Raw genomic sequence first — 24,550 nt, forward strand, 5'->3', positions numbered from 1 at the left:
GGGAAAACTATAGCCACTCAAAACTTTTAGTGACTACAGTTAGGTCCATGACGACGATCGATTACGACGTGGTGGTGGCGGGCGCTGGGCCCGTCGGACTGTTCCTCGCCTGCGAACTGCGGCTCGGCGGAGCGCGGGTGCTGGTCGTGGAACGACTGCCCGAGGTGGACGAGACGATCAAGGCGGGCGCGATCAACGTCCCGAGCGCGGTCGCCCTGTACCGGCGCGGGCTGCTGCCCGAACTGACGGCGGTGTGGGAAGCGGCGCGCGAGCGGATCCGTGCCTTCAGGGGCGAGGACGGCGAGGCCAAGCTGCCGCCCAAGTTCGCCGGGCACTTCGCCGGGATCATGATGACCAAGGACCTGTTCGACGGCTCCGACCCCGCCTGGGCCGAGGTCGGCCCCGCCGGCGACACGGGGCTCGGCGTGCCGCAGGCCGCGCTGGAGCGGATCCTGGCCCGGCGCGCCGAACGGCTCGGGGTTCAGGTGCGCCGGGGCGTGGAGCTGACCGGCTTCGACGCGGACGCGGACGGGGTCGCGGTACACACCAGCGAGGGAACGATCCACGCCGGCTGGCTGGTCGGCTGTGACGGCGGGCGCAGTACGGTCCGCAAGGCCGCCGGGTTCGATTTCCCCGGCACCGCCCCGGAGATCACCGGCTATCAGGCGATCGTGGAGCTGACCGGTGACGAGCGGCTGCGCGAGGGCTGGAACACGACGGACACCGGGACGTACGTCCACGGGCCGTTCCCGGGCCGGATCCTCACCGTGGAGTTCGACGGACCCCCGGCGGACCGCACGGCACCCGTCACCAAGGAGGAGTTGCAGACCAGCCTGCGCCGGGTGTCCGGGGTGCCCGAGGTCACCATCACCCAGGTGCACAGCGTCACCCGGTTCACGGACAACGCCCGCCAGGCCACCGACTACCGCAAGGGCCGGGTGCTGCTCGCGGGTGACGCGGCGCACGTGCACTCGCCGTTCGGCGGGCAGGGGCTCAACCTCGGCCTCGGGGACGCGATGAACCTGGGCTGGAAGCTCGCCGCCGTCGTACGCGGCCGCGCGCCCGAGTCCCTGCTGGACACCTACACCGCCGAACGGCACCCGCTCGGCGCCTGGGTGCTCGACTGGACCCGGGCCCAGATCGCGGTCATGCGCCCCGACCGGCACGCCCGCGCCCTGCGCCGGGTGATGAGCGACCTGGCACTGACCACCACCGGCACGACATACCTCGTCACGAAGATCTCCGGCGTCTGGCAGCGCTACGACCTGCCCGGCGACCACCCGCTGACCGGCGCGAGCGCGCCCGACCTCGTACTCTCCGACGGCACCCGGCTCGGCGACCACCTGCACACCGGCCGCGCCCTGCTCCTCGACCTCGCGGACGACCCCGCACTGCGCGAACGGGCCGGGGGCTACGGCGACCGGCTGCAGATCCGCACCCTCGCCTGCCCGGACCGGCCCGGCCTCGGGGCGCTGTTCATACGCCCGGACGGCTTCGTGGCGTGGGCCGCCGACGCGGAGACGGAGGACGCCAAGGGGCTGCCCCAGGCACTGGAAGACTGGCTCGGCGCCCCCGCGCCCAAGAAGGCCGGGGCCGTCCCCTCCTCCGCTTCCGTCACCGTTTGACCCTGCCGCGACGTCAACGTCTGCACTGGTCCCATGCGGATCGGAGAACTCGCCGCCGCCGTCGGGGTCACGACGCGCACCGTGCGGCACCACCACCGCCTGGGCCTGCTGCCCGAGCCTGAAGCCCGTTCGAACGGCTACCGGCACTGCACCCCACGAGCGCGCCGCCGGCCGACTGGACCCGGCGGTCGGCTCCCGGACCTCCGTCACCCTCGAACTCGCCGGGCCCGTGACGCACTTGACGCTGCTCGGCAAACGGAGGGAGGTCAGCGTCGTACGGCTGCACGCCGACGATCCCGGCGGCCTCGTCCGGGCGCTCACACGGCCGTGAACAGGATCTTCGACGTGCCCGGGTCGGCCCGGGTGAGCCGTACGCGCAGGCGCTCGCCCAGCGGGAGGTGGTCGCCCTCGATACGGCCGATGACCGCCGGGGAGATCAACTGCACGGTGCCGACGGTCGGTTGACGCTCCTCGACGTCCACCACACAGGCGTCGAAGACGTCCCCGACCCGGTCCTTCAGCAGGGCCGCCTCCACGATGTCCACGCACGCGCGCTCGACCGTGCCGGCGACGCGGGAGCCCTCGGCCATCTGCCGGGGCAGGGCGTCGAGTGCGGCGAGCACCCAGTCGGGCGGGGCCTGGCCGGCGACAGCGGCGAGGCAGATCTCGGCGGCGTAGCGGTCGGCGAGGCGGCGCAGCGGGGCGGTGCAGTGGGTGTAGGGGGCGGCGACGGCGGCGTGCGTGGTGATCGCGGGCAGGACGCCGCCCCGGAAGACCGTGTAGCCGGCGCCGCGCAGCAGGGTCGTGCACTCCTGGAGGAAGGCCGCGTGGCGCGGGTCGGACGGGTCGAGGGAACGGATCAGGGCCGCGTACGACACATGGTGCGGCCAGTCGATGCGGAGCGCGGTCGCGGTACGCCGCAGCCGGGCCACGGCGCCGTCGGGGGCGGCCGGGAGGGTGCGCAGCACGCCGGTGCCGTGGGCGAGCATCAGCTCGGCGGCGGCCATGCCGGTGAGCAGGGAGAGCTGGGCGTTCCAGCCGTCGGCGGGCAGCGGGGCGCGGTAGCCGAGGACGTAGGTGTGGTTCTGTGCGGTGATCTCCTGCTCGGGCACGTTGAGGGAGATGCCGCCGCGCTCCACCTCCAGCCGCTCCCGGGCCTCGCCGATCTCCTTGAGCAGCGCGACGGGCTCCTCGGCCGTCCCGGTGTCGATCTGCTTCTGCACGCCCGCGTAGTGGAGCTTGGCGCGGCTGCGGACCAGGGCGCGGCGCACGTCGACGGCGGTGGTCCGGCCGTCCGCGTCCAGGTCGAGCGTCCACAGCGCGGCCGGGCGGACCTGGTCCGGCAGCAGGCTGGCGGCGCCCTCGCTGAGCACGACCGGGTGCAGCGGGACCTTCTCGTCGGGGAAGTACAGGGTGTTGACCCGCTGGTGCGCCTCGGCGTCCAGCGCGCCGCCGGGTGCGACGAAGGCGGCGACGTCGGCGATGGCGTACCGGACCCGGTAGCCGGCGCCCCGCCGGGACAGATGGGTGGCCTGGTCGAGGTCGGTGGAGGCGGGCGGGTCGAGGGTGAAGAAGGGGATGTCCGTGGCGTCGTACGCCGGCCGGGCCGGCGCCTTCGCCACCCGCTCGGCCTCGGCCCGGGCCGGTGGCGGGAAGTCCTCCGGGACGCCCAGCTCGGTGCGCAGCGCGGCGAGCGCGGCCCGGAGCGGCGCCTCGGGGGCGCCGGTCACACGGATCTTGCGGCGGGGCATACAGCGAGCGTAGGTCGGGGCGGGGTGGGTGGCACGCCGTACGCTGTCGCGGAGGTCTACGTGAGGAGTACGTGGTGCTGGTCCTGTTGCCGCCGTCGGAGGGCAAGGCGAACTCGGGCGCGGGTGCCCCGCTGGAGCTGGAGTCGTTGTCCCTGCCCGGGCTGACCGCCGCACGGGAGGCGGTGCTCGGCGAACTGGTCGAGCTGTGCGCCGGTGACGAGGACAAGGCACGCGAGGTGCTGGGGCTGAGCGAGGGGCTGCGCGGCGAGGTCGCGAAGAACGCCGGCCTGCCGACCGCCGGCGCCCGCCCGGCCGGGGAGATCTACACCGGCGTGCTCTACGACGCCCTCGGCCTGGCCACGCTGGACACGGCGGCGAAGAAGCGCGCGGCGCGCTCGCTGCTGGTGTTCTCGGGGCTGTGGGGCGCGGTGCGGGTGACGGACCGGATCCCGTCGTACCGCTGCTCGATGGGTGTGAAGCTGCCCGGACTCGGTGCGCTGGGCGCGCACTGGCGGGCGCCGATGGCCGAGGTGCTGCCCGAGGCGGCCGGGGCCGGCCTGGTCCTGGATCTGCGCTCGGCGGCGTACGCGGCGGCCTGGAAGCCGAAGGGCGAGGTCGCCGGGCGGACGGCGACCGTACGGGTGCTGCACGCGCCGACCCGGAAGGTGGTCAGCCACTTCAACAAGGCGACCAAGGGCCGGATGGTACGCAGCCTGCTGACGGCCGGCGCCGCGCCGAAGGACCCCGCCGAGCTGGTGGAGGTGCTGCGCGAGCTGGGATACGTCGTGGAGGCGGAGGCGCCGGGGAAGACGGGCAAGGCGTGGTCGCTGGACGTGCTGGTGGAGGAGATCCACTGAGGGGCGCCCCACTGAACCGATTGCATTGCAACATGCGCAACATGCATTGCGTGTAATGCGTCTGCTGGGCACGATGAGGGCATGACCTCACCGCTGCCCTCGCCCTCGGCTGCCTCCGTTCCGGATCTCATGGATATCGCCCCCGTCGTGCCCGTGGTGGTCGTCTCCGACGCCGCCGACGCCGTACCGCTCGCGCGGGCGCTGGTGGCGGGCGGGCTGCCCGCGATCGAGGTCACGCTGCGGACACCGGCGGCGCTGGACGCGATCCGCGCGATCGCCGCCGAGCTGCCCGCGGCGGTGGTCGGCGCGGGCACGGTGATCACGCCGGAGCAGGTGAGCGCGTGCGTGGCCGCCGGGGCGCGGTTCCTGGTCAGCCCCGGATGGACGGACGCGCTGCTGGCGGCGATGCGCGGGTCGGGGGTGCCGTTCCTGCCCGGGGTGTCGACCACCTCGGAGGTCGTCGCGCTGCTGGAGCGCGGGGTGCGGGAGATGAAGTTCTTCCCGGCGCAGGCGGCGGGCGGTACGGCGTACCTCAGGTCGCTCTCCGGGCCGTTGCCGCAGGCCCGCTTCTGTCCGACCGGCGGGATCGGCCCGGCGAACGCGCCGGAGTACCTCGCCCTGCCCAACGTCGGCTGTGTGGGCGGGAGTTGGATGGTCCCGGCGGACGCGGTGGCCGCCGGGGACTGGGCCCGGATCGAGCAGCTGGCGCGGGAGGCGGCCGGGCTCGCCGGGCTCAGGGACGCAGGTGGGACGTGTCGTTGAAGAGCCGGACGCTGGCGTTGCCGTCCGCGTAGTACGCCACCGCCGACAGGGAGGCCGCCGAGAGCTCCATGCGGAACAGGGACGCGGGCGGGGCGCCGAGGGCGAGGCGGACGAACGTCTTGATCGGGGTCACATGGCTGACCAGCAGGACCGTACGGCCCGCGTAGGCGGCGACCAGCTTGTCCCGGGTGGCGGCGATCCGGGTGGCCGTCTCGGCGAAGCTCTCGCCGCCGCCGGTGGGGTGGGCCTCCGGGTCGGCGAGCCAGGCGTTCAGATCGTCCGGGTGGCGCTCGCGGGCCTCGCCGAAGGTGAGGCCCTCCCAGACACCGAAGTCCGTCTCGCGCAGGCCGTCTTCGATCAGCACGTCCAGACCGAGCCGGTCGGCGACGATCCCGGCGGTCTCACGGGTACGGGCGAGCGGCGAGGCGACGATGGCCTGCACGGTGCCGCGCCGGGCGAGGGCCTCCGCGGCGCGGCGCGCCTGTTCACGCCCGGCCTCGGACAGGGAGGGATCGGTGCCACCGCTGCCGGAGAAGCGCTTCTGGGGGGTCAGGGGGGTTTCGCCGTGGCGGAGCAGGACGAAGGTGGCGGGGGCGCCGAGGTCGGGAGCACTGCTCCAGCCGGGCGCCGAGGTGCGCTGCTGGTCCGGGGCCGACCGGTGCTGCTCGTCGGCGACACGACCGCCCGCAGCCGCGGCGTCGCTCCCCGCGTCGGCCGTACCGCCGCCCGCGGCCACGGCGTTCCTGCCCGCGTCCGCCACGTCGGCCGCGCCGTTCCCCCGGCCCTGCGCCAGGGCCGCACGTGCCCTCGCCGCGCCCGCGACGGCGTCGCCGGGCGGGCCCGACGGCTCCGGGGCGGCCGGCGCGGTGGCCAGGGCGGCCCGGGACGCCGAAGGCGACCACTGTTCGCCCTTCGCGCCCGCGTCCATCGCCTCGTTCGCCAGGCGGTCCGCGTGTTTGTTCCGTTCGCGCGGGATCCACTCGTAGGTGACCCGGTCGGGCGGGAAGACCGACCGGGCCTGTGTCGCCAGGGGCTTCATGTCCGGGTGCTTGATCTTCCAGCGGCCCGACATCTGCTCGACGACCAGCTTGGAGTCCATGCGCACGTGCACCGACGCGCCCGGGTCGAGGGCGTGGGCGGCGCGCAGGCCGGCGAGGAGGCCGCGGTACTCGGCCACGTTGTTGGTGACGACGCCGAGGTACTCGGCCGCCTCCGCCAGCGTCTCCCCCGTCGCCGCGTCGCACACCACGGCGCCGTAACCGGCCGGCCCCGGGTTGCCCCGCGAGCCGCCGTCGGCCTCGACGATGAACTCCCTCACCCCACAGGCCCCTTGCCTCTTACAGACCCGACTCGGCCGTGCGCACCAGGATGCGGCTGCAGTTCTCGCAGCGCACGACGGTGTCCGGCGCCGCCGAGCGGATCTCGTTCAGCTCGGTGATCGCCAGCTCCTGGCGGCAGCCCTGGCAGGTGCGGGCGTACAGCTTGGCCGCGCCGATGCCGCCCTGCTGCCCGCGCAGCTTGTCGTAGAGCTTGAGCAGGTCGGCGGGGACGGAGGCGGCGACCACCTCGCGTTCCTTCGTCACCGTGGCGGCCTCGCCGTCGATCTCCTCGGACACGCCGTCCCGGCGGCTGGTCGCGTCGTCGATCTTCGACTGCACCGAACCGACCCGCTCGGTCAGCTCGCGCACCCGCTCCTGCGCGCTCTCACGGCGCTCCATGACCTCCAGGACCACGTCCTCCAGGTCGCCCTGTCGCTTGGCGAGGGAGGCGATCTCGTGCTGGAGGTTGGCCAGGTCCTTCGGCGAGGTGACCGCGCCGGAGTCCAGGCGCTGCTGGTCGCGGACGGCACGCTGGCGCACCTGGTCCACGTCCTGCTCGGCCTTCGTCTGCTCGCGGGCGGTGTCGCTCTCCTCGGTCTGCGCGGCCACCAGCAGGTCGCGCAGCTGGGTGAGGTCCTTGGTGAGCGAGTCGATCTCGGCGTGCTCGGGCAGCGACTTGCGCTTGTGCGCGAGCTGCTGGAGACGGACGTCGAGGGCCTGGACGTCGAGGAGTCGGATCTGGTCGGCGGGCGCGGCGTTCAGTTGGGGGCTCCTGTTGGGTTAATGAGAGGTGGTGGACGCCGCGTGGGCGGTCCAGGGGTCGGTGACCGTCGTGGAGACATGGACGCGCAGGTCCCAGCCGTGGCGGTCGGAGATCTCGTCGAGCTGGCTCGCGGCCAGCTCGCACCAGGGCCACTCGGTGGCCCAGTGCGCCGCGTCCAGCAGCGCGAGGGGGCTGGTGGCCACGGCCTCGGAGACGGGGTGGTGGCGCAGGTCGGCGGTGAGGAAGGCGTCGACGCCGGCCGCGCGGACCTGGTCGAAGAGGCTGTCGCCGGAGCCGCCGCTGACGGCGACCGTGCGGACGACGGCCTCGGGGTCGCCGGCCAGCCGGATGCCCTGCGCGGTGGCGGGCAGCCGCTCGGCGGCCCGGGCGGCCAGCTCGCGGGCGGTCAGCGGGTGGTCCAGCTCGCAGACCCGGCCCAGGCCCCGGCGGCCCGCCGGATCGGCCGGGTCCGGCACGAGGGGGCGTACGACACGGAGGTCCAGGGCGCCCGCGAGCGCGTCCGAGACACCCGGGTCCGCCGTGTCGGCGTTGGTGTGGGCGACGTGCAGGGCGATGTCGTTCTTGATCAGGGTGTGGACCACCCTGCCCTTGAAGTGCGTGGCCGCGACCGTCGTCGTACCGCGCAGATAGAGCGGGTGGTGGGTGACCAGCAGGTCGGCGCTGAGTTTCACCGCCTCGTCGACGATCTCCCGCACGGGGTCCACGGCGAACAGGACCCGGGTGACCTCCTGGTCCGGGTCGCCGACCACCGTGCCGACCGCGTCCCAGGACTCGGCCCGCTCGGCGGGCCACAGGTTCTCCAGCGCGGCGATGACTTCAGACAGACGGGGCACGAAGCAAAGGCTACCTGCCTGGTCTGCGGGGCCGTACCGCATCCGCACGCTCCGGTCCCGCTCAGCACAGGGGCCCCGGTTTCCTCAGGTGAATCGCTTCTGCGCCACCCGTATGTGTGAAGCGGCCATCTGCGGGTCCCACGTCTGTGCGTGCGAAAACTAGCTTCGTCGCCGGAGGTGACCGAACGATGACGGCCTGTGCGACCGAACCGCCGGCCACGGACGAGAGGCCCCGGGTGGCCTGCGTCCTCACGGCAGACGGGGCGTACGCCGCCCGGCTCGCGCCGGCCGGCGACTGCTGGTTCCCGGAGCGCTGGACGCTGGACGGCCCCGAGCCGTACGCGGTGCCGCTGCCCGGCAACCAGCCGGAGGAGCCCGGTACCGAGGTGCAGCCGCTGGCCGACGGCCGGGTGCTCATCCACCGGCTGGTCGAGCGCCGGCACGCCTTCTCGCTGCTCTACCCGACCGGGCCCGGCACCGGCGAGCTGCCGCTGGGCGCGGTGGAGTGCGCCGAGCCCGGCGCCCGGCTCACGCTGCTGCCGCCCGCGCCGGGGGGCACACGGGCGTACGCCCTCGCCGTCGGCCCGCGCTCCAGCGTGGTCTGGCTGGTGGCGGGCGGCGCGTTCGGTCCGGAGCGGCTCGCCGAGGTGCCGGGGCGCTGTTCGGGCGGGGTGTGGCTGGACCGCGCCGGGCGGCTGCTGGCGCTGGACCGGGAGCTGGGCGGGCCGGTCAAGACGGTCGTGGTGGACCTGGCGCGCGCCGAGGTCTCGCCACTGCTCCAGATCGCGGCCGACAGCGACGACCGGCTGCTGCTGGCCGACCCCGACAGCGGGCTGCTGCTCATCTCGTCGGACGCGCCCTCGCCGGGGCAGGAACGATTGGGCTGGGGCGTGCTCGGCAGCACGCTGCCGGTGCGTTTCCCGGAGTGCCTGCGGGTGCCGGACTGCCCGGTGACGCCGTTCGCGATCCAGCCGGGGCAGGTGCTGATGCCGGAGGACTGCGCGGTGGCGCTGCGCGTCGACGGGCCGTTCGGCAGCTGGGTGGGGACCTGGCGGCCGGCCGGGCGGCAGGTGAGCCATCTCCCGGCACCCGAGGGGTGGCTGACCGGCGCCGGCCTGTGGACACGGGACGGGGTGCTGCGGCTGCCGTACGCCACGGAGGAGACCCCGTGCGGCGTGGCGGAGCTGACGGCGCCCACCGGGGAGACGGGGACCGCGGGGGGCAGGGTCGCCGCGGACCCGGGAGGACCGGGGGAAGCGGGGGAAGCGGGGGGATCGGGGGGCGCGGGTCCGGAGGGTCCGGCCCGGGACGGCACGGCTGCCGGGGCGCCCGAGGCGTCACGGAAACCGCCGGAACCGGATCCTCCGGAACCTGTGGTGACACGTCCGGTGCCGTTGCAGCAAGCACCCCTGGGGCGTCTTGTAACGAACTAGTGCCGGTTGGCGTGTGCGCCTGGATTCGGCCCGTGGTGTGCCGGTTACACTCGCCCGGCTGTACGAAAGATGATGTTGACGGGGTGAATTCTTCCGATGAACGAGACCAGCACCACGGACCAGTTGTCTGCCGACTCCTCCGAGGATGCCGGCCACGGCCGGCACCGGGGCCCGATCGCGGCCCAGGAGAGTGAGGCGGCTCCGCACGGCAAGCACCGCAAGCCGGGCGCGGAGACCGTCGAGGCGGCGGCCTGACGGTCGTAACGGAAGAGGGGGTGCCCGCTGGGCACCCCCTCTTTTCTGCGTCCCGGGCCTTTCTGTGCCTCAGCCCCGCTTGAGCCCCAGCACCTCCGCCGCCGCGAACGTCTCCCCCGGCGGCCGGTCCGCGTAGTGCGGGGTGAGCAGCGCGTCGAGTTCGTCGTGTGTGAACGTCTCCTGCTTGCTGTCGAACTTCGCCTGCACCCGCGGCCGTTCGATGATCGCGACCATGCCGCCGTGTACGACCAGGAGCTGGCCGTTGACCCGGGCGGCGGCCGGTGCGGCCAGATAGCCGACGAGCGGGGCGACGTGCTCGGGGGCCAGCGGGTCCAGGCCCTCCTCCGGTTGCCCGAAGCCCGCGAAGACGTCCTCGGTCATCCGGGTCCGGGCGCGCGGGCAGATCGCGTTGGCCGTGACGCCGTACCGGGCGAGGGCGAGGGCGCTGGAGGTGGTCAGGCCGACGATGCCGCCCTTGGCCGCCGCGTAGTTGGGCTGGCCGGCGGAGCCCGCGAGGAACGCCTCCGAGGAGGTGTTCACGATCCGCCCGTACACCGGTCCCCCGGCCGCCTTGGACCGCTCCCGCCAGTGTGCGGCGGCGAAGTGGGTGGTGTTGAAGTGGCCCTTGAGGTGGACCCGGACCACCGAGTCCCACTCGTCCTCGGTCATGGAGAAGACCATGCGGTCGCGCAGGATGCCCGCGTTGTTGACGAGGATGTCGAGTCTGCCGTACTCGGCGACGGCCAGCTCGACGAGTTCCCCGGCCTGTTCGAAGTCGGCTACGTCCCCGGTGTGGGCGCGGGCCGTGCCGCCGGCCGCCCGGATCTCGGCGACGACCTGCTCGGCGGGGCCCGCGGAGGCCGCGCCGGAACCGTCCCGGCCCGGCTGTCCGTAGTCGTTGACGACGACGGCCGCGCCGAGCCGGGCGAGTTCGAGGGCCTCGGCCCGGCCGAGTCCGCGCCCGGCGCCGGTGACGACGGCGGACAGCCCTTCCAGTGGCAGTGACATCGGTGGAGTCCTCAGATCTCGATGCACGTACGCAGGGCGGTCCCGGTACGCATCTGGTCCAGTGCCTCGTTGATCTCCGCCAGCGGCACCCGGTGGGTGATCAGGCCCGCCAGGTCGATCCGGCCGGCCCGCCACAGGGCGATCGCGCGCTCGTAGGAGCGCAGCACGTCCCCGCCGCCGTACATGGACGGCAGGATGCGCTTCTCGTCGAAGAACAGCTCGAACATGTTGAGCTGGAGGAAGTCGTCCAGGGCGCCCGCGCCGACCACGACGAGGGTGCCGCCGCGCCGGGTGTTCTCGTAGGCGGTGCGGGCGGTGGCGGACCTGCCGACGACCTCGAAGACGTAGTCGAAGCCCTCGCCGCCGGTGACCTGCTGCTTGGCGTCGGCCAGTTCCTCGGGCGAGACGGCCTTCGTGGCGCCGAACCTCAGGGCGGCCTCGCGGCGGGAGGCGACGGGGTCCACGGCGACGATCTCCGCGGCGCCCTTCAGCCGCGCCCCCTGCACCGCCGAGATGCCGACGCCTCCGCAGCCGATCACGGCGACCGACGAACCGGCCTCCACATCGGCGGTGTTGAGGGCGGCGCCGAGCCCGGTCGTGACCCCGCAGCCGATCAGGGCCGCGACGTCGAAGGGCACGTCCTCCGGGAGGGGCACGGCGCAGCCTGCGTCGACCACGACCTCCTCGGCGAAGGTGCCGGTGCCCGCGAAGCCGAAGACGTCTGCGCCGAGGCGCTTGAAGTTCGGGGTGCCGGCGTTCATGAACCCGGCCAGACACAGCTGGGTCTGGCCACGCTTGCAGGCCGGACAGGCGCCGCAGGCGGGCAGCCAGCACAGGACGACCCGGTCACCGGGCTTCACCTGGCGCACCCCGTCGCCGACCTCGAGGATCTCGCCCGCGCCCTCGTGGCCGGGCACGAACGGCCCGGGCTGCGGCAGTACGCCGCTCATCGCGGACAGATCCGAGTGGCACAGCCCGGTGGCGCGCACCCGGACCCTGACCTTGCCGGGGCCGAAGCCCACGGCTTCGACGTCGTCGTGGACCTCGAGCTTTTCCTGGCCGATCTCGTGCAGTACGGCTGCGCGCATGGTGCGGCTCTCCCCTCGACTGCTGGCTGGATCAGGAGTGTTGTCAGGAGTGCTGGACGACGGTGTCGGCGAGGACCGGCGCGCCGGCCCTCCCCCACTCTCGGCTTCGCTCGAGCGGGGGGACCCCCATCACCGCGCCCACCGCGACCCGCACCCGCCCCTCCCCCTCGCGCCACATACGGATGCGCAGGGTCTCGCCGGGGAACACGACTCCGGCGAACCGGGTGGTGTACGACCGCACCCGGCTCACGTCCCCGCCGAGCAGCGTGTCCACGACCGCCTTGAGCGTGATGCCGTAGGTGCACAGCCCGTGCAGGATGGGCCGGTCGAAGCCGGCGAGCTTGGCGAACTCGGGGTCGGCGTGCAGCGGGTTCCAGTCGCCGGACAAGCGGTAGAGGAGGGCCTGGTCGGGGCGGACCGGCCGCTCGACGGTCCGGTCGGGCTCGCCGGCCGGTGGCTCCAGGCGGGTGGCGGGGCCGCGGTCGCCGCCCCAGCCGCCTTCGCCGCGTACGAAGATCTGCGCGTCGTTGGTCCACAACGGGCCCTCGGCGTCGGCGACTTCGGTGCGCATGACCAGGACGGCGGCCTTGCCCTTGTCGTACACGGCGGCGATCCGGCCGGTGGCGGTGGCGGTGCCCGCGACCGGGATGGGCCGGTGGATCTGCAGGCTCTGGCCGCCGTGCAGCACCTTGGCCAGATCGACGTCGACACCGGGCATGGACAGTCCGCTGATCACGCCGGGCGAGCCGGCGCCCGCGACTGTGGCGAAGCTCGGCAGGACGTGCAGCCGGGACTCCAGGGTGTAGCGCAGCTCGTCGGGGTCGGTGGCGGGGCTGTCCTTGTCCGGGTCGGAGCCGGCGCCGATGCCGAGGTGGTAGAGCTGGACGTCCTTCGTGGTCCAGCTGATCTCACCGGTCCGGGGTTCGGCGGCGACGGCCTTCGCTGCGTCGATGGGCATGGGGCTCCTGACGGGTCTCAAGACCTCGGTGCGGACGTCCGCACCGTCGGCCGCACCGAGGTCGTCCACGGGCGGATCTAGAACGCGTTCCAGTCCGGCGCCCCCTGTATAGCCGAGCGCTCCGCACTTGTGAAGGCTCCTGACACTGCGTCAGGTGTCGTCGGCCGTGACATTTGTACTGCCCGAGTCCGTACATGCGCATCTGCCGGACCGGCTCCGCGCCCTCTAGCGTCGTGGACACGGCGCGGACGGCGCTGCCGGGTTCGTACGCTGTGCTGTCGTACCGCCGTGGGGCGGGGACCAGCTGATCGGGGGAGCACGGACATGACGGTGTGGCGCAGAGTGCAGTGCCAGGCGCGGACCTGGCAGGCGGCGCGGCTCGAGTGGAAGGCGGAGCACGAGCGGTTCAAGGCGGCACTGCGGGCCGCCCGGAGGAAGGGTGAGGCCCCGGCCGTCGACCATCCGGGTCCGCCGCCCACCGGCTTCGCGCTGCTGCCCTGGCTGCTGATGGGGATGGGGTCCTTCTCCAACCTCCTGCAGGGCAAGACCCCGAACCCCTGGGTCGGCGGCCTGGGTCTGCTCGCCTTCAACTCCCTGTACGTCTACGTCACGTTCCGCTCCTTCGACCGTGAGAAGCGCGAGGCGCTCTCCACCCGGCTGGCACTGGGGCTCATGGGCCTGCTGACCACGGGCCTGGCCCTCGGCTACGGCGGCAACTGGCTGATGTTCTTCCCGTTGCTGGGCCTCGCCGTCGGCGCCGCCCTGCGCGGGCCGTGGCTGGGCCGGACCGGCCTGCTGCTGACGGTGTACGCGGCCTGCGTCTCCGCCGTGCGCGACGACTGGGGCACCGCCACGAACATCGGCTATGCCACGTTCCTGTCCAGCATGGTGACCGCCGCCATCCTCGGCCTGTCCGAGGCGGTGCGGGAGCTGCGGGCCGCCCGCGAGGAGCTGGCCCGGCGCGCGGTGGAGAAGGAGCGGCTGCGCTTCTCGCGGGACCTGCACGACCTGCTGGGCCACACGCTGTCGGTGATCGTGGTGAAGTCGGAGGCGGCCCGGCGGCTGGCCCCGCGCGACATGGACGCGGCACTGGGGCAGATCGCGGACATCGAGTCGGTGGGCCGGCAGGCCCTCACCGAGATCCGGGAGGCGGTGACCGGCTACCGCGAGGGGAGCCTCGCCACCGAGCTGACCCGGGCCCGCTCTGCGCTGTCCGCGGCGAGCGTGGAGCCGGTGGTACGGCAGTCCGGCACGCCGCTCGCCCCGCAGACCGAGGCGCTGCTCGGCTGGGTGGTGCGCGAGGCGGTCACCAACGTGGTCCGGCACAGCGACGCGAGCCGCTGCGAGATCACCATCGAGAGCGGCGTCGGGCGGACCCGGCTCGCCGTCACCGACAACGGCACCGGCGAGCCGGTCAGCCGCCCCTGCGAGGGCATCGGCGGCACGGGTCTGAAGGGGCTGACCGAGCGCCTCGCGGCGGCGGGCGGCTCCCTCACGGCCGGCCCGTCGCCGCGCGGCGGTTTCACGGTCACCGCCGAACTCCCGGTGGAGTCGGCGCAGTTCGCGGACGTGGTGGCTACGGCGCCCAGGGCGAGCTGACCGCCCAGCTCACGTCGTCGGTCCAGGACGTGGCGCTGTCGAAGTCGTTGGACCCGCCGTCGCTCGCCATGTAGAGGTTGTAGTCGTAGTGGCGCAGGTATCTCGTCGGGTAGTTGTACGAGGCGAACGAGGTACCGGTGCCGCTCTTGCCGGTCTGCGGGCAGAAGGTGGCGTCGGCCCGGAACTGGGCGGTGCCGTCCATGGCCTGCCGGTAGAGCTTGTAGTCGTAGTGGCGCAGGTAGTCGCCGGGGTAGTTGCGCGATTCGAAGGAGACGCAGGAGCTGTCGGCGAGGCCCTTGCGGACGATCCAGGTGGCGTCGTTCTTGTCGAGGGAGGAACTGCTGGAGGTGATGGAGGACAGGACACCCGCGTTGGCCTGGTGCCGGACGTAGTCGCTGGTGCAGCAGGAGGTGGTCGCGCGCAGCGAGATCTCCGAGCCCGCGTTCAGCGTGCCCGTGCTGCCGGTCGCGCCGCCGTAGCCGGCGGAGACGATGTCGGCCTGGACGGCGTTGTCGGCGGCGTCGGTCGGGATGCCGGAGGTCATCACGCCCTCGAAGAAGGACCCGATCGAGCCGTTGCTGTTGTCGCCACCGGTGCCGAGGACGATCGCGCCCTCCTGGTGCATCGGCGAGTACCCGCCGGCGGTCGGCTCACCCCCGGAATACGTGGTGGTCAGCCCGCCGGATTGGGCATTTCCGTATTTCAGCGCGAAATGGTCCTGCCCGTTGTTCTTGAGCAGAGCCGTCACGAACGGCATGGCCCCGGTCCCGGTGTTCGAGGTGTTCTTGCTGTATCCGGCGTCGGACTGGAACAGCCCGTTCTCCAGGTCGGCCTGTACCCACGGCCCCTGTCCGTAGCACGGCGAGAACCAGCACTCGGTGCCGAAGTTGATGGCGTCCATGTGCCCGTTGCCGGTGTCCTTGTTGTTGGTCTCGGCGTTGCCGTAGTCGAAGCAGCAGGAGCCGTTGACGTGGGTGCCGGACGTCACCATGTACATCCCCTCGGCGGCGCCGTTCGTGGCGACGCCCGAGGTGGAGTCGTTCCGGTAGCCCATGCCGGCGGAGATCTCCAGGCCGTAGACCTGGTGGCCGCCGACGGTCACCGCCAGCGCGTCCGCGGGCGCCCCGACGTCGGCCTTGCCGGCCCCGCCCGCGCCCTCGACGGTGAGGTCGTTGTGGCGGGCGGACTGGTCGTAGATCTTGGTGATGATGCAGGTCGTGCCGGAGCAGAAGGAGTCCTGGGCCGCCGCGTTCGCGTATCCGCCGGCGGCCAGCAGCCCGATGTCCTTCGTGGCGCCGTCCGAGGCCCGCCGCACCTGGTACAGCGAGCCGTCGTACGAGGAGTACAGCGCCCGGACCAGGCTGTGCGCGGCGACGCACGGGGTGCCCGCGGCGGCGTAGACGTCGCAGGGCAGCGAGCCGGCGGCGGCCGCCTGGGGTGCGCCGGTGCCGAGGAGCAGCGCGGCGACGGTGGCGCAGACGGCGAGCACGCAGAGGACGGCGCCCCTGAGGCGCCGCGGGCGGGTGCGGGGGGATCCGTGGGGGGAACTCAGGAGCACGATGCACCTCGGGTTCGTCGTAGGGAAGTGCGGGTTCGCGGGACGTCCAGCTCCGTCCGATATCCCGAACGCCGTTCGATCGAAATACCGAACCTATTCAGCCGCGGAATTGCCTTGGATTTATGGAAATGCAGAGGCGATTGTTTGGGCGGCACCGGATGACGTCAAGCCCCGCCGCACGGGAAAATGCGATCTCTTTAATCGGCCGCGGCTGCCCGCGCCACGAGCAACGGCTGGGAGAAACCCGTCTCTTCGGGCATCAGCCAGACGATGTCCGCGCATCCCTCGGCAGCGGCGAATCCGGCGAGCGGCTCCCGCCCGAGCGCCCGGCAGGCCCGCGCCAGTGCCACAGCCGAAGGTGACCGTCCGCCCGGTGCCGCCGGCGGACGCGTGCACCTGCGCGAGCGCGGCCCGCACGTCCGGCTCGGCGTAGCACCGGGACGTCGACGCAGCGTCCGGCGTCCCACGAGCGCGGGGCTCGGGTACGGCGCACCGGAACCTCCCGGTACGGGTGACGGGACCACCGTCAGCGGATGTGGCCGGACTCTTCGGCCGTAGGCTGGGCCCATGGACGAGATGCCCCGGGACGGCAGGCCCGCCAAGTGCATCCGGGTTCTGCTCGCCGAGGACCAGGGGATGATGCGCGGGGCCCTCGCGCTGCTGCTCGGCATGGAGGACGACATCGAGGTCGTCGCCCAGGTCTCCCGTGGGGACACGATCGCCGAGGAGGCGCTGCTGCACCGGCCGGACGTGGCCCTGCTGGACATCGAACTCCCGGGCGCCAGCGGGCTGGACGCGGCGGCCGAGCTGCGCGAGCAGGCGCCCGACTGCCGGGTGCTGATCCTCACCACCTTCGGCCGGCCCGGCTATCTGCGCCGTGCCATGGAGGCCGGGGCGGCCGGGTTCCTCGTCAAGGACGGGCCCGTGGAGGACCTGGCCGCGGCCATCCGGCGCGTGCTCAGCGGCGAGACCGTGGTCGATCCGGCGCTGGCCGCCGCCGCGCTCAGCGCCGGGCCGAACCCGCTGACGGCCCGCGAGTGCGACGTACTGAAGGCGTCGGTGGACGGGGCGACCGTCGCCGACATCGCCGGCCGGCTGCAGCTGTCCGAGTCCACCGTCCGGAACTACCTGTCCTCGGCGATCGGCAAGACGGGCACCCGGAACCGGGCGGAGGCGGTACGGGAGGCCCGGCAGCAGGGGTGGCTCTGAACCACGCGCCCCCACCCGGCCCCGCCGCGCTCCGGCCAGCGCGAACCCTACGCCCGCAGCAGCGTCACCACCGCCGCCCCGCCCAGCCCGATGTTGTGCGCGAGCCCCACCCGCGCTCCGGGCACCTGCCGCTCCCCCGCCTCGCCGCGCAACTGCCAGACCAGTTCGGCGGTCTGCGCGAGGCCGGTCGCGCCCAGCGGGTGCCCCTTGGAGATCAGTCCGCCCGACGGGTTCACCACCCAGCGGCCGCCGTACGTCGTCGCGCCGCACTCCACGAGCTTGCCGGACGCGCCGGTCCCGCACATGCCGAGCGCCTCGTACGTCAGCAGCTCGTTGACCGAGAAGCAGTCGTGCAGCTCGATCACGTCGACGTCCTCGATGCCGATCCCGGCCCGCTCGTAGGCCTGGCGGGCCGCCTCGCGGGACATCGGCTGCCCGACGACGTCGATGCAGGAGCCGGACGCGAAGGACTCCTCGGTGTCCGTGGCCATGGCCTGTCCGGCTATCTCCACGAGCCCGCGGAGCCCGCGCTCGTCGGCGAACCGTCGCGACACCACCACCACGGCCGCAGCGCCGTCCGAGGTCGGCGAGCACTGGAGCTTGGTCAGCGGCCGGTGCACCGTCCGCGCGGAGAGGATGTCGGCCACCTCGTACACGTCCCGGAACTGCGCGTACGGGTTGTGCGCGGAGTGCCGGTGGTTCTTGGCGGCGACGGCGGCGAGCTGCGCCTCGGTGGTGCCGTACCGCTCCATGTGCTCGCGGGCGGCGTCGCCGAAGATCTGCGCGGTCGGCGGGGCCGGTTCGAAGCCGTGCCGGGCGGCCATGACGCCGTAGTGCCGGGCCACCGGGGACGTCGCGAAGTCGCCGCCGTCGGCTCCCCCGCCCAGCGCGCCCTTCTTCATCTTCTCGAAGCCCAACGCCAGGACGCAGTCGGCCGCACCGCCCTCGACGAGCTGCCGGGCCAGCATCAGGGCGGTCGAGCCGGTCGCGCAGTTGTTGTTGACGTTGTAGACGGGGATCCCGGTGAGCCCCAGCTCGTAGGCGGCGCGCTGGCCGGCGGTGGAGGGCTGGAAGCAGTAGCCGACGGGAACCTGTTCCACATCCGTGTAGGCGATCCCGGCGTCCGCGAGGGCCGCCCCGCCCGCTTCCCGCACCATGTCCCAGTACTGCCATGAACGGGTCTCGGGCTTCTCGAACCTGGTCATCCCGACCCCGGCGACATAGGCCTTCATGGCACGTCAGATTAGAACGTGTTGCAATGACACACCAGAGCTGACGATGCATCAGAAACCCATGAGCGGGTCAAGGATCCGTTAGGGGGCCGAAGCAACGGAATAGTTGCCTGTGCATACGAGGTTTACCGAGCACTTATGTCCACGGGAGGCCTCACTCAATGACCCACACGACGACCGACCAGCCGCCCCGGCGGGCCAGCGGGGCCGTTGTCCCGGTGCTCGCCTTCGCGGGCATCACGGTCGCGGTGATGCAGACCCTGCTCGTGCCGGTCATCAAGGACCTGCCGCAGCTGCTGAGCACCGCCCCCAGCAACGCCACCTGGGTACTGACCTCGACCCTGCTGTCCGGCGCCGTCGCCACCCCGATCATGGGCCGCCTCGGCGACCTGTACGGCAAGCGGCGGATGCTGATCCTCAGCCTCGCCATCATGGTGGTCGGCGCCCTGATCAGCGCGTTCACCAGCCAGCTGCTCATCATGATCGCCGGCCGTACGCTCCAGGGCTTCGCCATGGGCGCGATCCCGCTCGGCATCGGCCTCATGCGCGACATGCTGCCGCGCGAGAAGCTCGGCTCGGCCATGGCCCTGATGAGCTCCTCCATAGGCGTGGGCGGCGGCCTCGCGCTGCCCGCCGCCGCCCTGGTCGCGCAGCACATGGACTGGCACGCCCTCTTCTACGGCGCCGCCGGCCTCGGCGTGCTCGCCATCGCCCTCACCCTGCTCACCGTGCCCGAGTCGCCGATGCGCGCCGAGGGCACCTTCGACCTGGTGGGCGCCCTCGGTCTGTCCGCCGGTCTGGTACTGCTCCTGCTGCCGGTCACCAAGGGCAGCGACTGGGGCTGGTCCTCCGGCACCACGCTCGGCCTGTTCGCCGCCTCCGTCGTCGTCCTCCTCCTGTGGGGCATGTTCGAGCTGCGCAGCAAGGCGCCCCTGGTCGACCTTCGCACCACCGCACGCCCCGCCGTCCTCTTCACCAACCTCGCGTCGATCATGGTCGGCGTCGCGTTCTACGTCGTCTCGCTCGTCCTGCCCCAGCTGCTCCAGCTGCCGAAGGCGACCGGCTACGGCCTCGGCCAGTCCATGGTCGTCGCGGGTCTGTGCGTGGCCCCGCTGGGCCTGACGATGATGTTCACCGCCCCGGTCTACGCCCGCCTGTCCGCCCGCTACGGCCCCAAGACCACCCTCATCCTCGGCCTGCTGATCATCGCGATCGGCTACGGCGGCGGCCTCGGCCTGATGCACGCGGCCTGGCAGACCATCGTCACGTCCGTCATCCTCGGCGCGGGCATCGGTCTCGCGTACTCGTCCCTGCCGGCGCTGATCGTGGGTGCCGTGCCCGCCTCGGAGACCGGCGCGGCCAACGGCCTGAACACGCTGATGCGGTCCATCGGTACGTCGGTGTCGAGCGCCGTCATCGGCATGGTGCTGGCGAACACGGCGAACAACGTGGGCGGCATCGCCGTCCCGACCATGCACGGTTTCCGGGTCTCCTTCCTCATCGCCACGGCCGCCGTCGCGGTGGGCCTGCTGCTCGCGCTGTTCCTGCCGAAGGCCCCCCGTCCGGCCCAGCAGGTCCAGCACACGCAGTTGCGGGCCAGCAGCGAGGAGGACGACGTCCTGGAGCAGGCGGAAGAGGTGCTGCGGGGCTTCCGCGGCCGGGTCCTCGGCCCGGACGGGGCTCCCGTCGCACGCGCCAAGGTCACCCTGATCGACCGGCGGGGACGGCAGGCCGGTGCCACCGTGTCCGCGGAGGACGGCTCCTACACGCTCGCCGTGCCCGGTGGGGGTGCGTACGTGCTCGCCGCGAAGGCCGCCGGCCATGGGCCGCGTGCTTCTTCCGCCACGCACTCCGGGGACGAGTCCGCTGTCGATCTGGATCTTTCGCTGCCCGGGGAAGTCGTGAGCGCCCAGTAGTTTCTCGCGCAGTTCCCCGCGCCCCTTCTCACCGCACCCCCTGTCCACGAGTGACAGGGGGTGCGGCAGCATGGGCGGTCGGAAACGCCGTACGACGGGAAGGCCCCCATGTCCGCCACCGCCCCCCAGCCCGAGATCCTCGCCGCGTTCGAGGCGGCCAAGGGGTTCATGCCCGTGGACGAGGGGCTGGCCCTGTACGCGGCGGCCGGGGAGGCCGGGCGGCTGGGGTTGCCGTTGCTGGAGGTCGGGACGTACTGCGGGCGCTCCACCGTGCTGCTCGCCGATGCCGCCCGGGCGGCCGGGGTCAGCGTGCTGACCGTCGACCATCACCGGGGCAGCGAGGAACAGCAGCCCGGCTGGGACTACCACGACCCGGAGACGGTCGACCCCGAGGTCGGAGTCATGGACACGCTGCCCGCCTTCCGCCGCACGCTGTTCAAGGCGGGCCTGGAGGAGCACGTGGTCGCGCTCGTCGGCCGCTCCCCGCAGATCGCCGCGCTCTGGAACTCCCCGCTCGGCCTCGTCTTCGTCGACGGCGGCCACACCGACGAGCACGCCGGCGCCGACTACGAGGGCTGGGCGCCGCACGTGGCCGAGGGCGGGCTGCTCGTCATCCACGACGTCTTCCCCCATCCGGAGGACGAGTTCACCGGACAGGCGCCGTACCGCGTGTACCTGCGAGCCCTTGCGTCCGGGGCGTTCGAGGAGGTGTCCGTCACCGGTTCGCTGCGTGTCCTGCGGCGAACGCGGGCGGGGATCTGAAGGCCCGGTTAGAGTCGCAGACGTGTCGTACACAGGCCCGGAATTCGAACCTCCGCAGCCGCGCCGGCCCCGGCGCGGTCCGCTGACCGTGGCGCTCGCCGCACTGGTGCCGGGCGCGCTGCTCGGCTGGGTGGTGTACGAGGCGGTGGGGGGTGGCGGAGGCTCGGACCGTACGGCGTCCGCCACGTCCGCTGCTTCCGCCCACTCCGCCACCGCGTCGGCAGGCTCGCCCTCCCCGTCCGGTACCTCCGCCGCCGACGCCAAGGGAGCGGCCGGCGGGCCCAGCGCGCTCAAGGGCAAGGTCGTCGTCATCGACCCGGGGCACAACCAGGGCAACTTCCAGCACGCCACCGAGATCAACCGCCAGGTCGACATCGGGACGAACCGGAAGGAGTGCGACACCACCGGGACGTCCACCAACGCCGGTTACACCGAGGCCCGGTTCACCCTCGACGTCGCCCACCGGCTGCGCACGCTGCTGGAGAAGCAGGGCGCCACGGTGAAGTTCACCCGTGACGGAGACAGCCCGGCCTGGGGACCGTGCGTGGACGAGCGGGCCCGGATCGGCAACACCGCCCACGCCGACGCGGCGATCTCCATCCACGCCGACGGCGCCGCCGAGGGCGACCGCGGCTTCCACGTCATCCTGCCGGGGACCGTGCACGCGGGCGCCGCCGACACCCGCAAGATCGTCGGCCCCTCCCGCGACCTCGGCACACGCGTCGCGGGAGACTTCCTCCGCGACACCGGCGAGCCGCCGTCCAACTACGTCGGCAAAGGTACCGGTCTCGTCACGCGCACGGACCTGGGTGGTCTCAATCTGTCAACGGTTCCCAAGGTGTTCATCGAGTGCGGCAACATGCGCGATAGCAAGGACGCGGCACTGCTGACCAGCGGAGCCTGGCGGCAGAAGGCTGCGCGAGGGATCTCTGAGGGAATCGTGAGTTTCCTGCGCCGGTCGTGACCGGCGGGTGGATACGGCCGGACGGCCGGATCTTGCGGACGGTAGTGTCTACCGACGACGAGAGACGACCTACGAAGGACCTGAAGTGAATATCCGCTCCCTCACTAGAGGCGACGGCGTGGTGATCGGAGCAGCGGTGGTGCTGTTGATCGCGTCGTTCCTCGGCCTCTACTCGATCGACGGAGTCAGCAGCTCCCAGATCCCCAGCGCCTGGAGCAGCGGTCCGGTGATGCTGGGCGTCATCCTCGCGGGCATCATCGGGGCCGCGCTGATCGTCGTCGCTCGCGGGCTGCCGCAGGTGCCCAAGGTGGCCGGTCTCGACCTCGGTCAGTTCGGTGTCGCGTTCACCGTCTTCGCGGCATGGAGCGCGCTCGGGAACATCTTCGACCCGGCGGGCGGCCTGGACAACATCGGCAACGGCGGCTCGGGCAGCGGGTTCAGCGCCGGCACCGGCCTGATCCTCGCCCTCATCGCCACGCTGGTCATGGCCGCCGCGGCCATCGCCACCCCCCTCGTCCCGGCGCTGCAGGCCACGCTGGTCCCGGCGCCGAAGCCGGTCACCCCGCTGCCCTACGGCGCCCAGCCCCCCGGTGGTTACGGCTACCCGGGCGCCCCGGCCCCGCAGCCGTACGGTGCGCAGCCGCAGCCCGGTCAGCCGTTCGGGCAGCAGCCGCCGGCCGCCACGCAGGGGGCCCCGGCTCCGGCTCCGGCGGCCGCTCAGCCGGCTCCCGCGGACTTCTCGCCGTTCTGGTTCGCCGTGCCGGTGACGCGTCCGCTGTTCGGCGAGGACGGCGCGCCGACCCCGATCGCCGAACTGGCGCCGGGCACCTGGTACCTGGCCGTCGAGCAGCGTGGTGCCCAGTTGGTCGCACAGACCCAGGACGGCCGCCGGGGCGTCCTCCAGGACACCTCGGGCATCCAGCGCGGCTGAGCCCCACGCGGCACGGCGCACGGCCCCTCGCCCTTCCGGGCGGGGGGCCGTTGTCGTACTCTCGCCTCCCGACGGTGATCTGACGAATCGTCAGGAGGCAGGCGTATGCGGCTCGGTCTCGCACTCGGCTACTGGGGACGCGGTCCGGACGCCGGGCATGTGCCGCTGGCCGTCGCGGCGGAACGGCTCGGGTACCACTCGGTGTGGACGGCGGAGTCCTGGGGCTCGGACGCCTTCACACCACTCACCTGGATCGCGGCCCGAACGTCAACGATCAAGCTGGGTACGGGTGTTGCCCAGATGGCCGCCCGCACCCCGACCGCCACCGCGATGCACGCCCTCACCCTGGACCACCTCTCCGGCGGGCGCATGCTGCTCGGGCTCGGTCTGTCGGGGCCACAGGTGGTGGAGGGCTGGTACGGCCGTCCGTTCCCCAAGTCGCCGCTGACCGCGACCCGGGAGTACGTGGACGTCGTACGGCAGGTGCTGCGGCGCGAGGCGCCGGTGGAGGTCGACGGGCGGTTCCATCCTCTGCCCTACCGGGGGCCGGACGGCACCGGGCTCGGCCGGCCGCTGAAGTCGATCACGCATCCGCTGCGGCCCGACCTGCCGGTGCTGCTCGGCGCCGAGGGGCCGGGGAACGTCGCCCAGACCATCCGGATCGCCGACGGCTGGCTGCCGCTGTACTGGGCGCCCAGCCGGCCCGAGGTGTACGGGGAGGCGGTGGGCAAGCTGCCCGAGGGGTTCATGGTGGCTCCGCTGGCCCAGGTGCGGGTGTGCGACGACGTGACCGAAGGGCTGCTGCCCGTCAAGGCCATGCTCGGCTTCTACATCGGCGGAATGGGGCACGCGGCCCGCAACTTCCACGCCGACCTGATGGCCCGCATGGGGTACGAGGGGCAGGCCCGGCGGATCCAGGAACTGTTCCTGGCGGGGCGGCGGGAGGAGGCCGTACTGGCCGTGCCGGACGCCTTCGCCGACGAGATCTCGCTGGTCGGGCCCCGTGAGCGCATCGCGGAGCGGCTCGCGGCATGGCGCACGGGCCCGGTGACGGACCTGCTGGCCGTGTCACCGGACCCGCACTCGCTCAGAGTGCTGGCGGAGCTGAACTCCTAGCCGCCGCTGGTGAGCTGGGAGGCCGAGGGCACCTTGTCCTTGACCGGGGCGCCGGCGCCGGCGCCCGCTCCCTTGACCTTGTTGATCGTGTCGTTGAAGGAGCTGACCGCGCTGTCGTCACCGCTGCGGAGCTTCGACGGCAGGTTCTTCAGCCCGTCGATGCCCGAGGAGAGCGGTGCGAGCGCCTTGGCGAGCGTCGGGTCGCCCTGGGCGTTGCGCTCGGCGGCCTTGAGGCGGTTGTAGGTGAAGGCACCGGCCAGAGCGGCCTTCACCAGGGCCCGCTTGCGGCCATGGGCGCCCTTCTTGAACTTGCCCGCCTTCCAGGGCTTCACGATCCATTGGTAGGTCGCGCCCGCCGCGAGTCCCGCGTTCGTCACGAACCGGGTCTTGGCGAACTTCTGGCGTTCCGCGGATGTCGTCGGTTTGGGGGTGGCGGCGGCGGGGACGGCCTGGACCGCCGCGGTGTCCTTCGTACTGGTCTTCTCGCCGGTGCCGCAGGCCGTGGTCCCGGCCAGCAGGGTGGTAGAGAGCGTGAGCGCCACGAAGAGGCGCCGTATCGGTACGGGCACGGGGTCCTCCGGACGTTTTCC

22 protein-coding genes and 1 pseudogene are annotated in these 24,550 nt (G+C 72.7%); 13 read left to right on the plus strand and 10 right to left on the minus strand.

All coding sequences use genetic code 11. The features are described 5' to 3' along the window. Positions 1–47: 47 nt before the first annotated feature. On the plus strand, positions 48–1,625 hold the full coding sequence (locus ADK64_RS01630) for an FAD-dependent monooxygenase (protein ID WP_053654126.1): 1,578 nt from the start codon (positions 48–50) through the stop codon (positions 1,623–1,625). A 33-nt stretch (positions 1,626–1,658) separates the two neighbouring features. Then, a pseudogene (locus tag ADK64_RS48870) lies at positions 1,659–1,757 on the plus strand (MerR family DNA-binding transcriptional regulator); the annotation flags it as partial. Between the two features lie 185 nt (positions 1,758–1,942). Here ADK64_RS48870 and ADK64_RS01635 read toward each other — a convergent pair. Continuing rightward, the gene (locus tag ADK64_RS01635; RefSeq protein ID WP_053654127.1) at positions 1,943–3,376 is read right to left on the minus strand and encodes an RNB domain-containing ribonuclease; all 1,434 of its coding nucleotides are present in this window, start codon (positions 3,374–3,376) and stop codon (positions 1,943–1,945) included. A 74-nt stretch (positions 3,377–3,450) separates the two neighbouring features. Here ADK64_RS01635 and yaaA point away from each other — a divergent pair, with 74 nt between their 5' ends. Both yaaA and eda read left to right on the plus strand, forming a co-directional pair. Beyond that, complete coding sequence (yaaA, locus tag ADK64_RS01640) at positions 3,451–4,233, plus strand: peroxide stress protein YaaA (RefSeq protein ID WP_053654129.1); 783 nt, start codon at positions 3,451–3,453, stop codon at positions 4,231–4,233. Between the two features lie 81 nt (positions 4,234–4,314). Then, a complete protein-coding gene (gene eda / locus ADK64_RS01645) occupies positions 4,315–4,995 on the plus strand; it encodes a bifunctional 4-hydroxy-2-oxoglutarate aldolase/2-dehydro-3-deoxy-phosphogluconate aldolase (RefSeq protein WP_053654131.1) in 681 nt (226 codons plus the stop codon). Here the strand turns inward: eda and ADK64_RS01650 are convergent. From ADK64_RS01650 to ADK64_RS01660, 3 genes are read right to left on the minus strand one after another with little or no spacing between them, the layout of a single operon-like run. After that, the gene (locus tag ADK64_RS01650; RefSeq protein WP_053654133.1) at positions 4,967–6,313 is read right to left on the minus strand and encodes a bifunctional RNase H/acid phosphatase; all 1,347 of its coding nucleotides are present in this window, start codon (positions 6,311–6,313) and stop codon (positions 4,967–4,969) included. The genes eda and ADK64_RS01650 overlap by 29 nt on opposite strands. A 19-nt stretch (positions 6,314–6,332) precedes the next feature. After that, positions 6,333–7,076, minus strand: coding sequence for a zinc ribbon domain-containing protein (locus tag ADK64_RS01655; RefSeq protein WP_078992437.1), 744 nt, complete (start codon positions 7,074–7,076; stop codon positions 6,333–6,335). A gap of 18 nt (positions 7,077–7,094) precedes the next feature. Next, complete coding sequence (locus ADK64_RS01660) at positions 7,095–7,931, minus strand: Nif3-like dinuclear metal center hexameric protein (protein WP_053654137.1); 837 nt, start codon at positions 7,929–7,931, stop codon at positions 7,095–7,097. Between the two features lie 188 nt (positions 7,932–8,119). Between ADK64_RS01660 and ADK64_RS01665 the strand changes: the two genes are divergently transcribed. After that, a complete protein-coding gene (locus ADK64_RS01665; protein WP_053654138.1) occupies positions 8,120–9,364 on the plus strand; it encodes a hypothetical protein in 1,245 nt (414 codons plus the stop codon). Between the two features lie 96 nt (positions 9,365–9,460). Continuing rightward, positions 9,461–9,619, plus strand: coding sequence for a hypothetical protein (locus ADK64_RS46505; RefSeq protein ID WP_199829451.1), 159 nt, complete (start codon positions 9,461–9,463; stop codon positions 9,617–9,619). 69 nt (positions 9,620–9,688) lie between these two features. Here ADK64_RS46505 and ADK64_RS01670 read toward each other — a convergent pair whose 3' ends face one another. Genes ADK64_RS01670 through ADK64_RS01680 form a run of 3 tightly spaced genes read right to left on the minus strand, consistent with a single transcriptional unit; the run spans position 9,689 to position 12,673 of the window. Further along, on the minus strand, positions 9,689–10,627 hold the full coding sequence (locus tag ADK64_RS01670; RefSeq protein ID WP_053654140.1) for a 3-oxoacyl-ACP reductase: 939 nt from the start codon (positions 10,625–10,627) through the stop codon (positions 9,689–9,691). 11 nt (positions 10,628–10,638) lie between these two features. Next, the gene (locus ADK64_RS01675; RefSeq protein ID WP_053654142.1) at positions 10,639–11,715 is read right to left on the minus strand and encodes a Zn-dependent alcohol dehydrogenase; all 1,077 of its coding nucleotides are present in this window, start codon (positions 11,713–11,715) and stop codon (positions 10,639–10,641) included. A gap of 43 nt (positions 11,716–11,758) precedes the next feature. Continuing rightward, positions 11,759–12,673, minus strand: coding sequence for a MaoC/PaaZ C-terminal domain-containing protein (locus ADK64_RS01680; protein WP_053654404.1), 915 nt, complete (start codon positions 12,671–12,673; stop codon positions 11,759–11,761). A gap of 324 nt (positions 12,674–12,997) precedes the next feature. Between ADK64_RS01680 and ADK64_RS01685 the strand changes: the two genes are divergently transcribed. After that, entirely contained in the window at positions 12,998–14,272 is a 1,275-nt protein-coding gene (locus ADK64_RS01685; protein WP_053654144.1) for a sensor histidine kinase, read from the plus strand. Here ADK64_RS01685 and ADK64_RS01690 read toward each other — a convergent pair. After that, on the minus strand, positions 14,250–15,761 hold the full coding sequence (locus tag ADK64_RS01690) for an alpha-L-arabinofuranosidase B (protein WP_234384425.1): 1,512 nt from the start codon (positions 15,759–15,761) through the stop codon (positions 14,250–14,252). The two genes, ADK64_RS01685 and ADK64_RS01690, sit on opposite strands and share 23 nt — an antisense overlap. A 645-nt stretch (positions 15,762–16,406) precedes the next feature. On the opposite strand from ADK64_RS01690, the gene ADK64_RS01695 reads away from it, so the two are divergent. Further along, a complete protein-coding gene (locus ADK64_RS01695; RefSeq protein ID WP_053654408.1) occupies positions 16,407–17,039 on the plus strand; it encodes a response regulator transcription factor in 633 nt (210 codons plus the stop codon). A 47-nt stretch (positions 17,040–17,086) separates the two neighbouring features. Here the strand turns inward: ADK64_RS01695 and ADK64_RS01700 are convergent, their stop codons facing one another. After that, complete coding sequence (locus ADK64_RS01700) at positions 17,087–18,271, minus strand: thiolase C-terminal domain-containing protein (protein WP_053654146.1); 1,185 nt, start codon at positions 18,269–18,271, stop codon at positions 17,087–17,089. Positions 18,272–18,432: 161 nt separating this feature from the next. Between ADK64_RS01700 and ADK64_RS01705 the strand changes: the two genes are divergently transcribed. The 5 genes from ADK64_RS01705 to ADK64_RS01725 all read left to right on the plus strand — a co-directional run bounded on the left by ADK64_RS01705 (position 18,433) and on the right by ADK64_RS01725 (position 23,960). Continuing rightward, a complete protein-coding gene (locus tag ADK64_RS01705; RefSeq protein ID WP_053654148.1) occupies positions 18,433–20,187 on the plus strand; it encodes an MFS transporter in 1,755 nt (584 codons plus the stop codon). Positions 20,188–20,295: 108 nt separating this feature from the next. Then, positions 20,296–20,949 carry a class I SAM-dependent methyltransferase gene (locus ADK64_RS01710; RefSeq protein ID WP_053654150.1) on the plus strand — a complete coding sequence of 218 codons (654 nt, stop codon included), beginning with the start codon at positions 20,296–20,298 and terminating at the stop codon, positions 20,947–20,949. A gap of 22 nt (positions 20,950–20,971) precedes the next feature. Beyond that, a complete protein-coding gene (locus ADK64_RS01715) occupies positions 20,972–21,913 on the plus strand; it encodes an N-acetylmuramoyl-L-alanine amidase (RefSeq protein WP_199829452.1) in 942 nt (313 codons plus the stop codon). 85 nt (positions 21,914–21,998) lie between these two features. Next, positions 21,999–22,844: a hypothetical protein gene (locus ADK64_RS01720; RefSeq protein ID WP_053654152.1), complete on the plus strand. Its 846-nt coding sequence runs from the start codon at positions 21,999–22,001 to the stop codon at positions 22,842–22,844. Positions 22,845–22,949: 105 nt separating this feature from the next. After that, a complete protein-coding gene (locus ADK64_RS01725) occupies positions 22,950–23,960 on the plus strand; it encodes an LLM class F420-dependent oxidoreductase (RefSeq protein WP_053654154.1) in 1,011 nt (336 codons plus the stop codon). On the opposite strand, the gene ADK64_RS01730 is transcribed toward ADK64_RS01725, so the two are convergent. Next, positions 23,957–24,529, minus strand: coding sequence for a hypothetical protein (locus tag ADK64_RS01730; RefSeq protein ID WP_053654156.1), 573 nt, complete (start codon positions 24,527–24,529; stop codon positions 23,957–23,959). The genes ADK64_RS01725 and ADK64_RS01730 overlap by 4 nt on opposite strands. Positions 24,530–24,550 lie beyond the last annotated feature (21 nt).

Origin of the sequence: Streptomyces sp. MMG1121, assembly GCF_001280015.1 — a bacterium.
GTDB lineage: Bacteria > Actinomycetota > Actinomycetes > Streptomycetales > Streptomycetaceae > Streptomyces.

Bases quoted from the DNA above. Each gene is read 5' to 3' on its own strand.
- ADK64_RS01630 (WP_053654126.1), top strand. From the start codon at position 48: ATGACGACGATCGATTACGACGTGGTGGTGGCGGGCGCTGGGCCCGTC.
- ADK64_RS01635 (WP_053654127.1), bottom strand. From the start codon at position 3,376: ATGCCCCGCCGCAAGATCCGTGTGACCGGCGCCCCCGAGGCGCCGCTC.
- eda (WP_053654131.1), top strand. From the start codon at position 4,315: ATGACCTCACCGCTGCCCTCGCCCTCGGCTGCCTCCGTTCCGGATCTC.
- ADK64_RS01665 (WP_053654138.1), top strand. From the start codon at position 8,120: ATGACGGCCTGTGCGACCGAACCGCCGGCCACGGACGAGAGGCCCCGG.
- ADK64_RS46505 (WP_199829451.1), top strand. From the start codon at position 9,461: ATGAACGAGACCAGCACCACGGACCAGTTGTCTGCCGACTCCTCCGAG.
- ADK64_RS01670 (WP_053654140.1), bottom strand. From the start codon at position 10,627: ATGTCACTGCCACTGGAAGGGCTGTCCGCCGTCGTCACCGGCGCCGGG.
- ADK64_RS01675 (WP_053654142.1), bottom strand. From the start codon at position 11,715: ATGCGCGCAGCCGTACTGCACGAGATCGGCCAGGAAAAGCTCGAGGTC.
- ADK64_RS01680 (WP_053654404.1), bottom strand. From the start codon at position 12,673: ATGCCCATCGACGCAGCGAAGGCCGTCGCCGCCGAACCCCGGACCGGT.
- ADK64_RS01685 (WP_053654144.1), top strand. From the start codon at position 12,998: ATGACGGTGTGGCGCAGAGTGCAGTGCCAGGCGCGGACCTGGCAGGCG.
- ADK64_RS01695 (WP_053654408.1), top strand. From the start codon at position 16,407: ATGCCCCGGGACGGCAGGCCCGCCAAGTGCATCCGGGTTCTGCTCGCC.
- ADK64_RS01700 (WP_053654146.1), bottom strand. From the start codon at position 18,271: ATGAAGGCCTATGTCGCCGGGGTCGGGATGACCAGGTTCGAGAAGCCC.
- ADK64_RS01705 (WP_053654148.1), top strand. From the start codon at position 18,433: ATGACCCACACGACGACCGACCAGCCGCCCCGGCGGGCCAGCGGGGCC.
- ADK64_RS01710 (WP_053654150.1), top strand. From the start codon at position 20,296: ATGTCCGCCACCGCCCCCCAGCCCGAGATCCTCGCCGCGTTCGAGGCG.
- ADK64_RS01725 (WP_053654154.1), top strand. From the start codon at position 22,950: ATGCGGCTCGGTCTCGCACTCGGCTACTGGGGACGCGGTCCGGACGCC.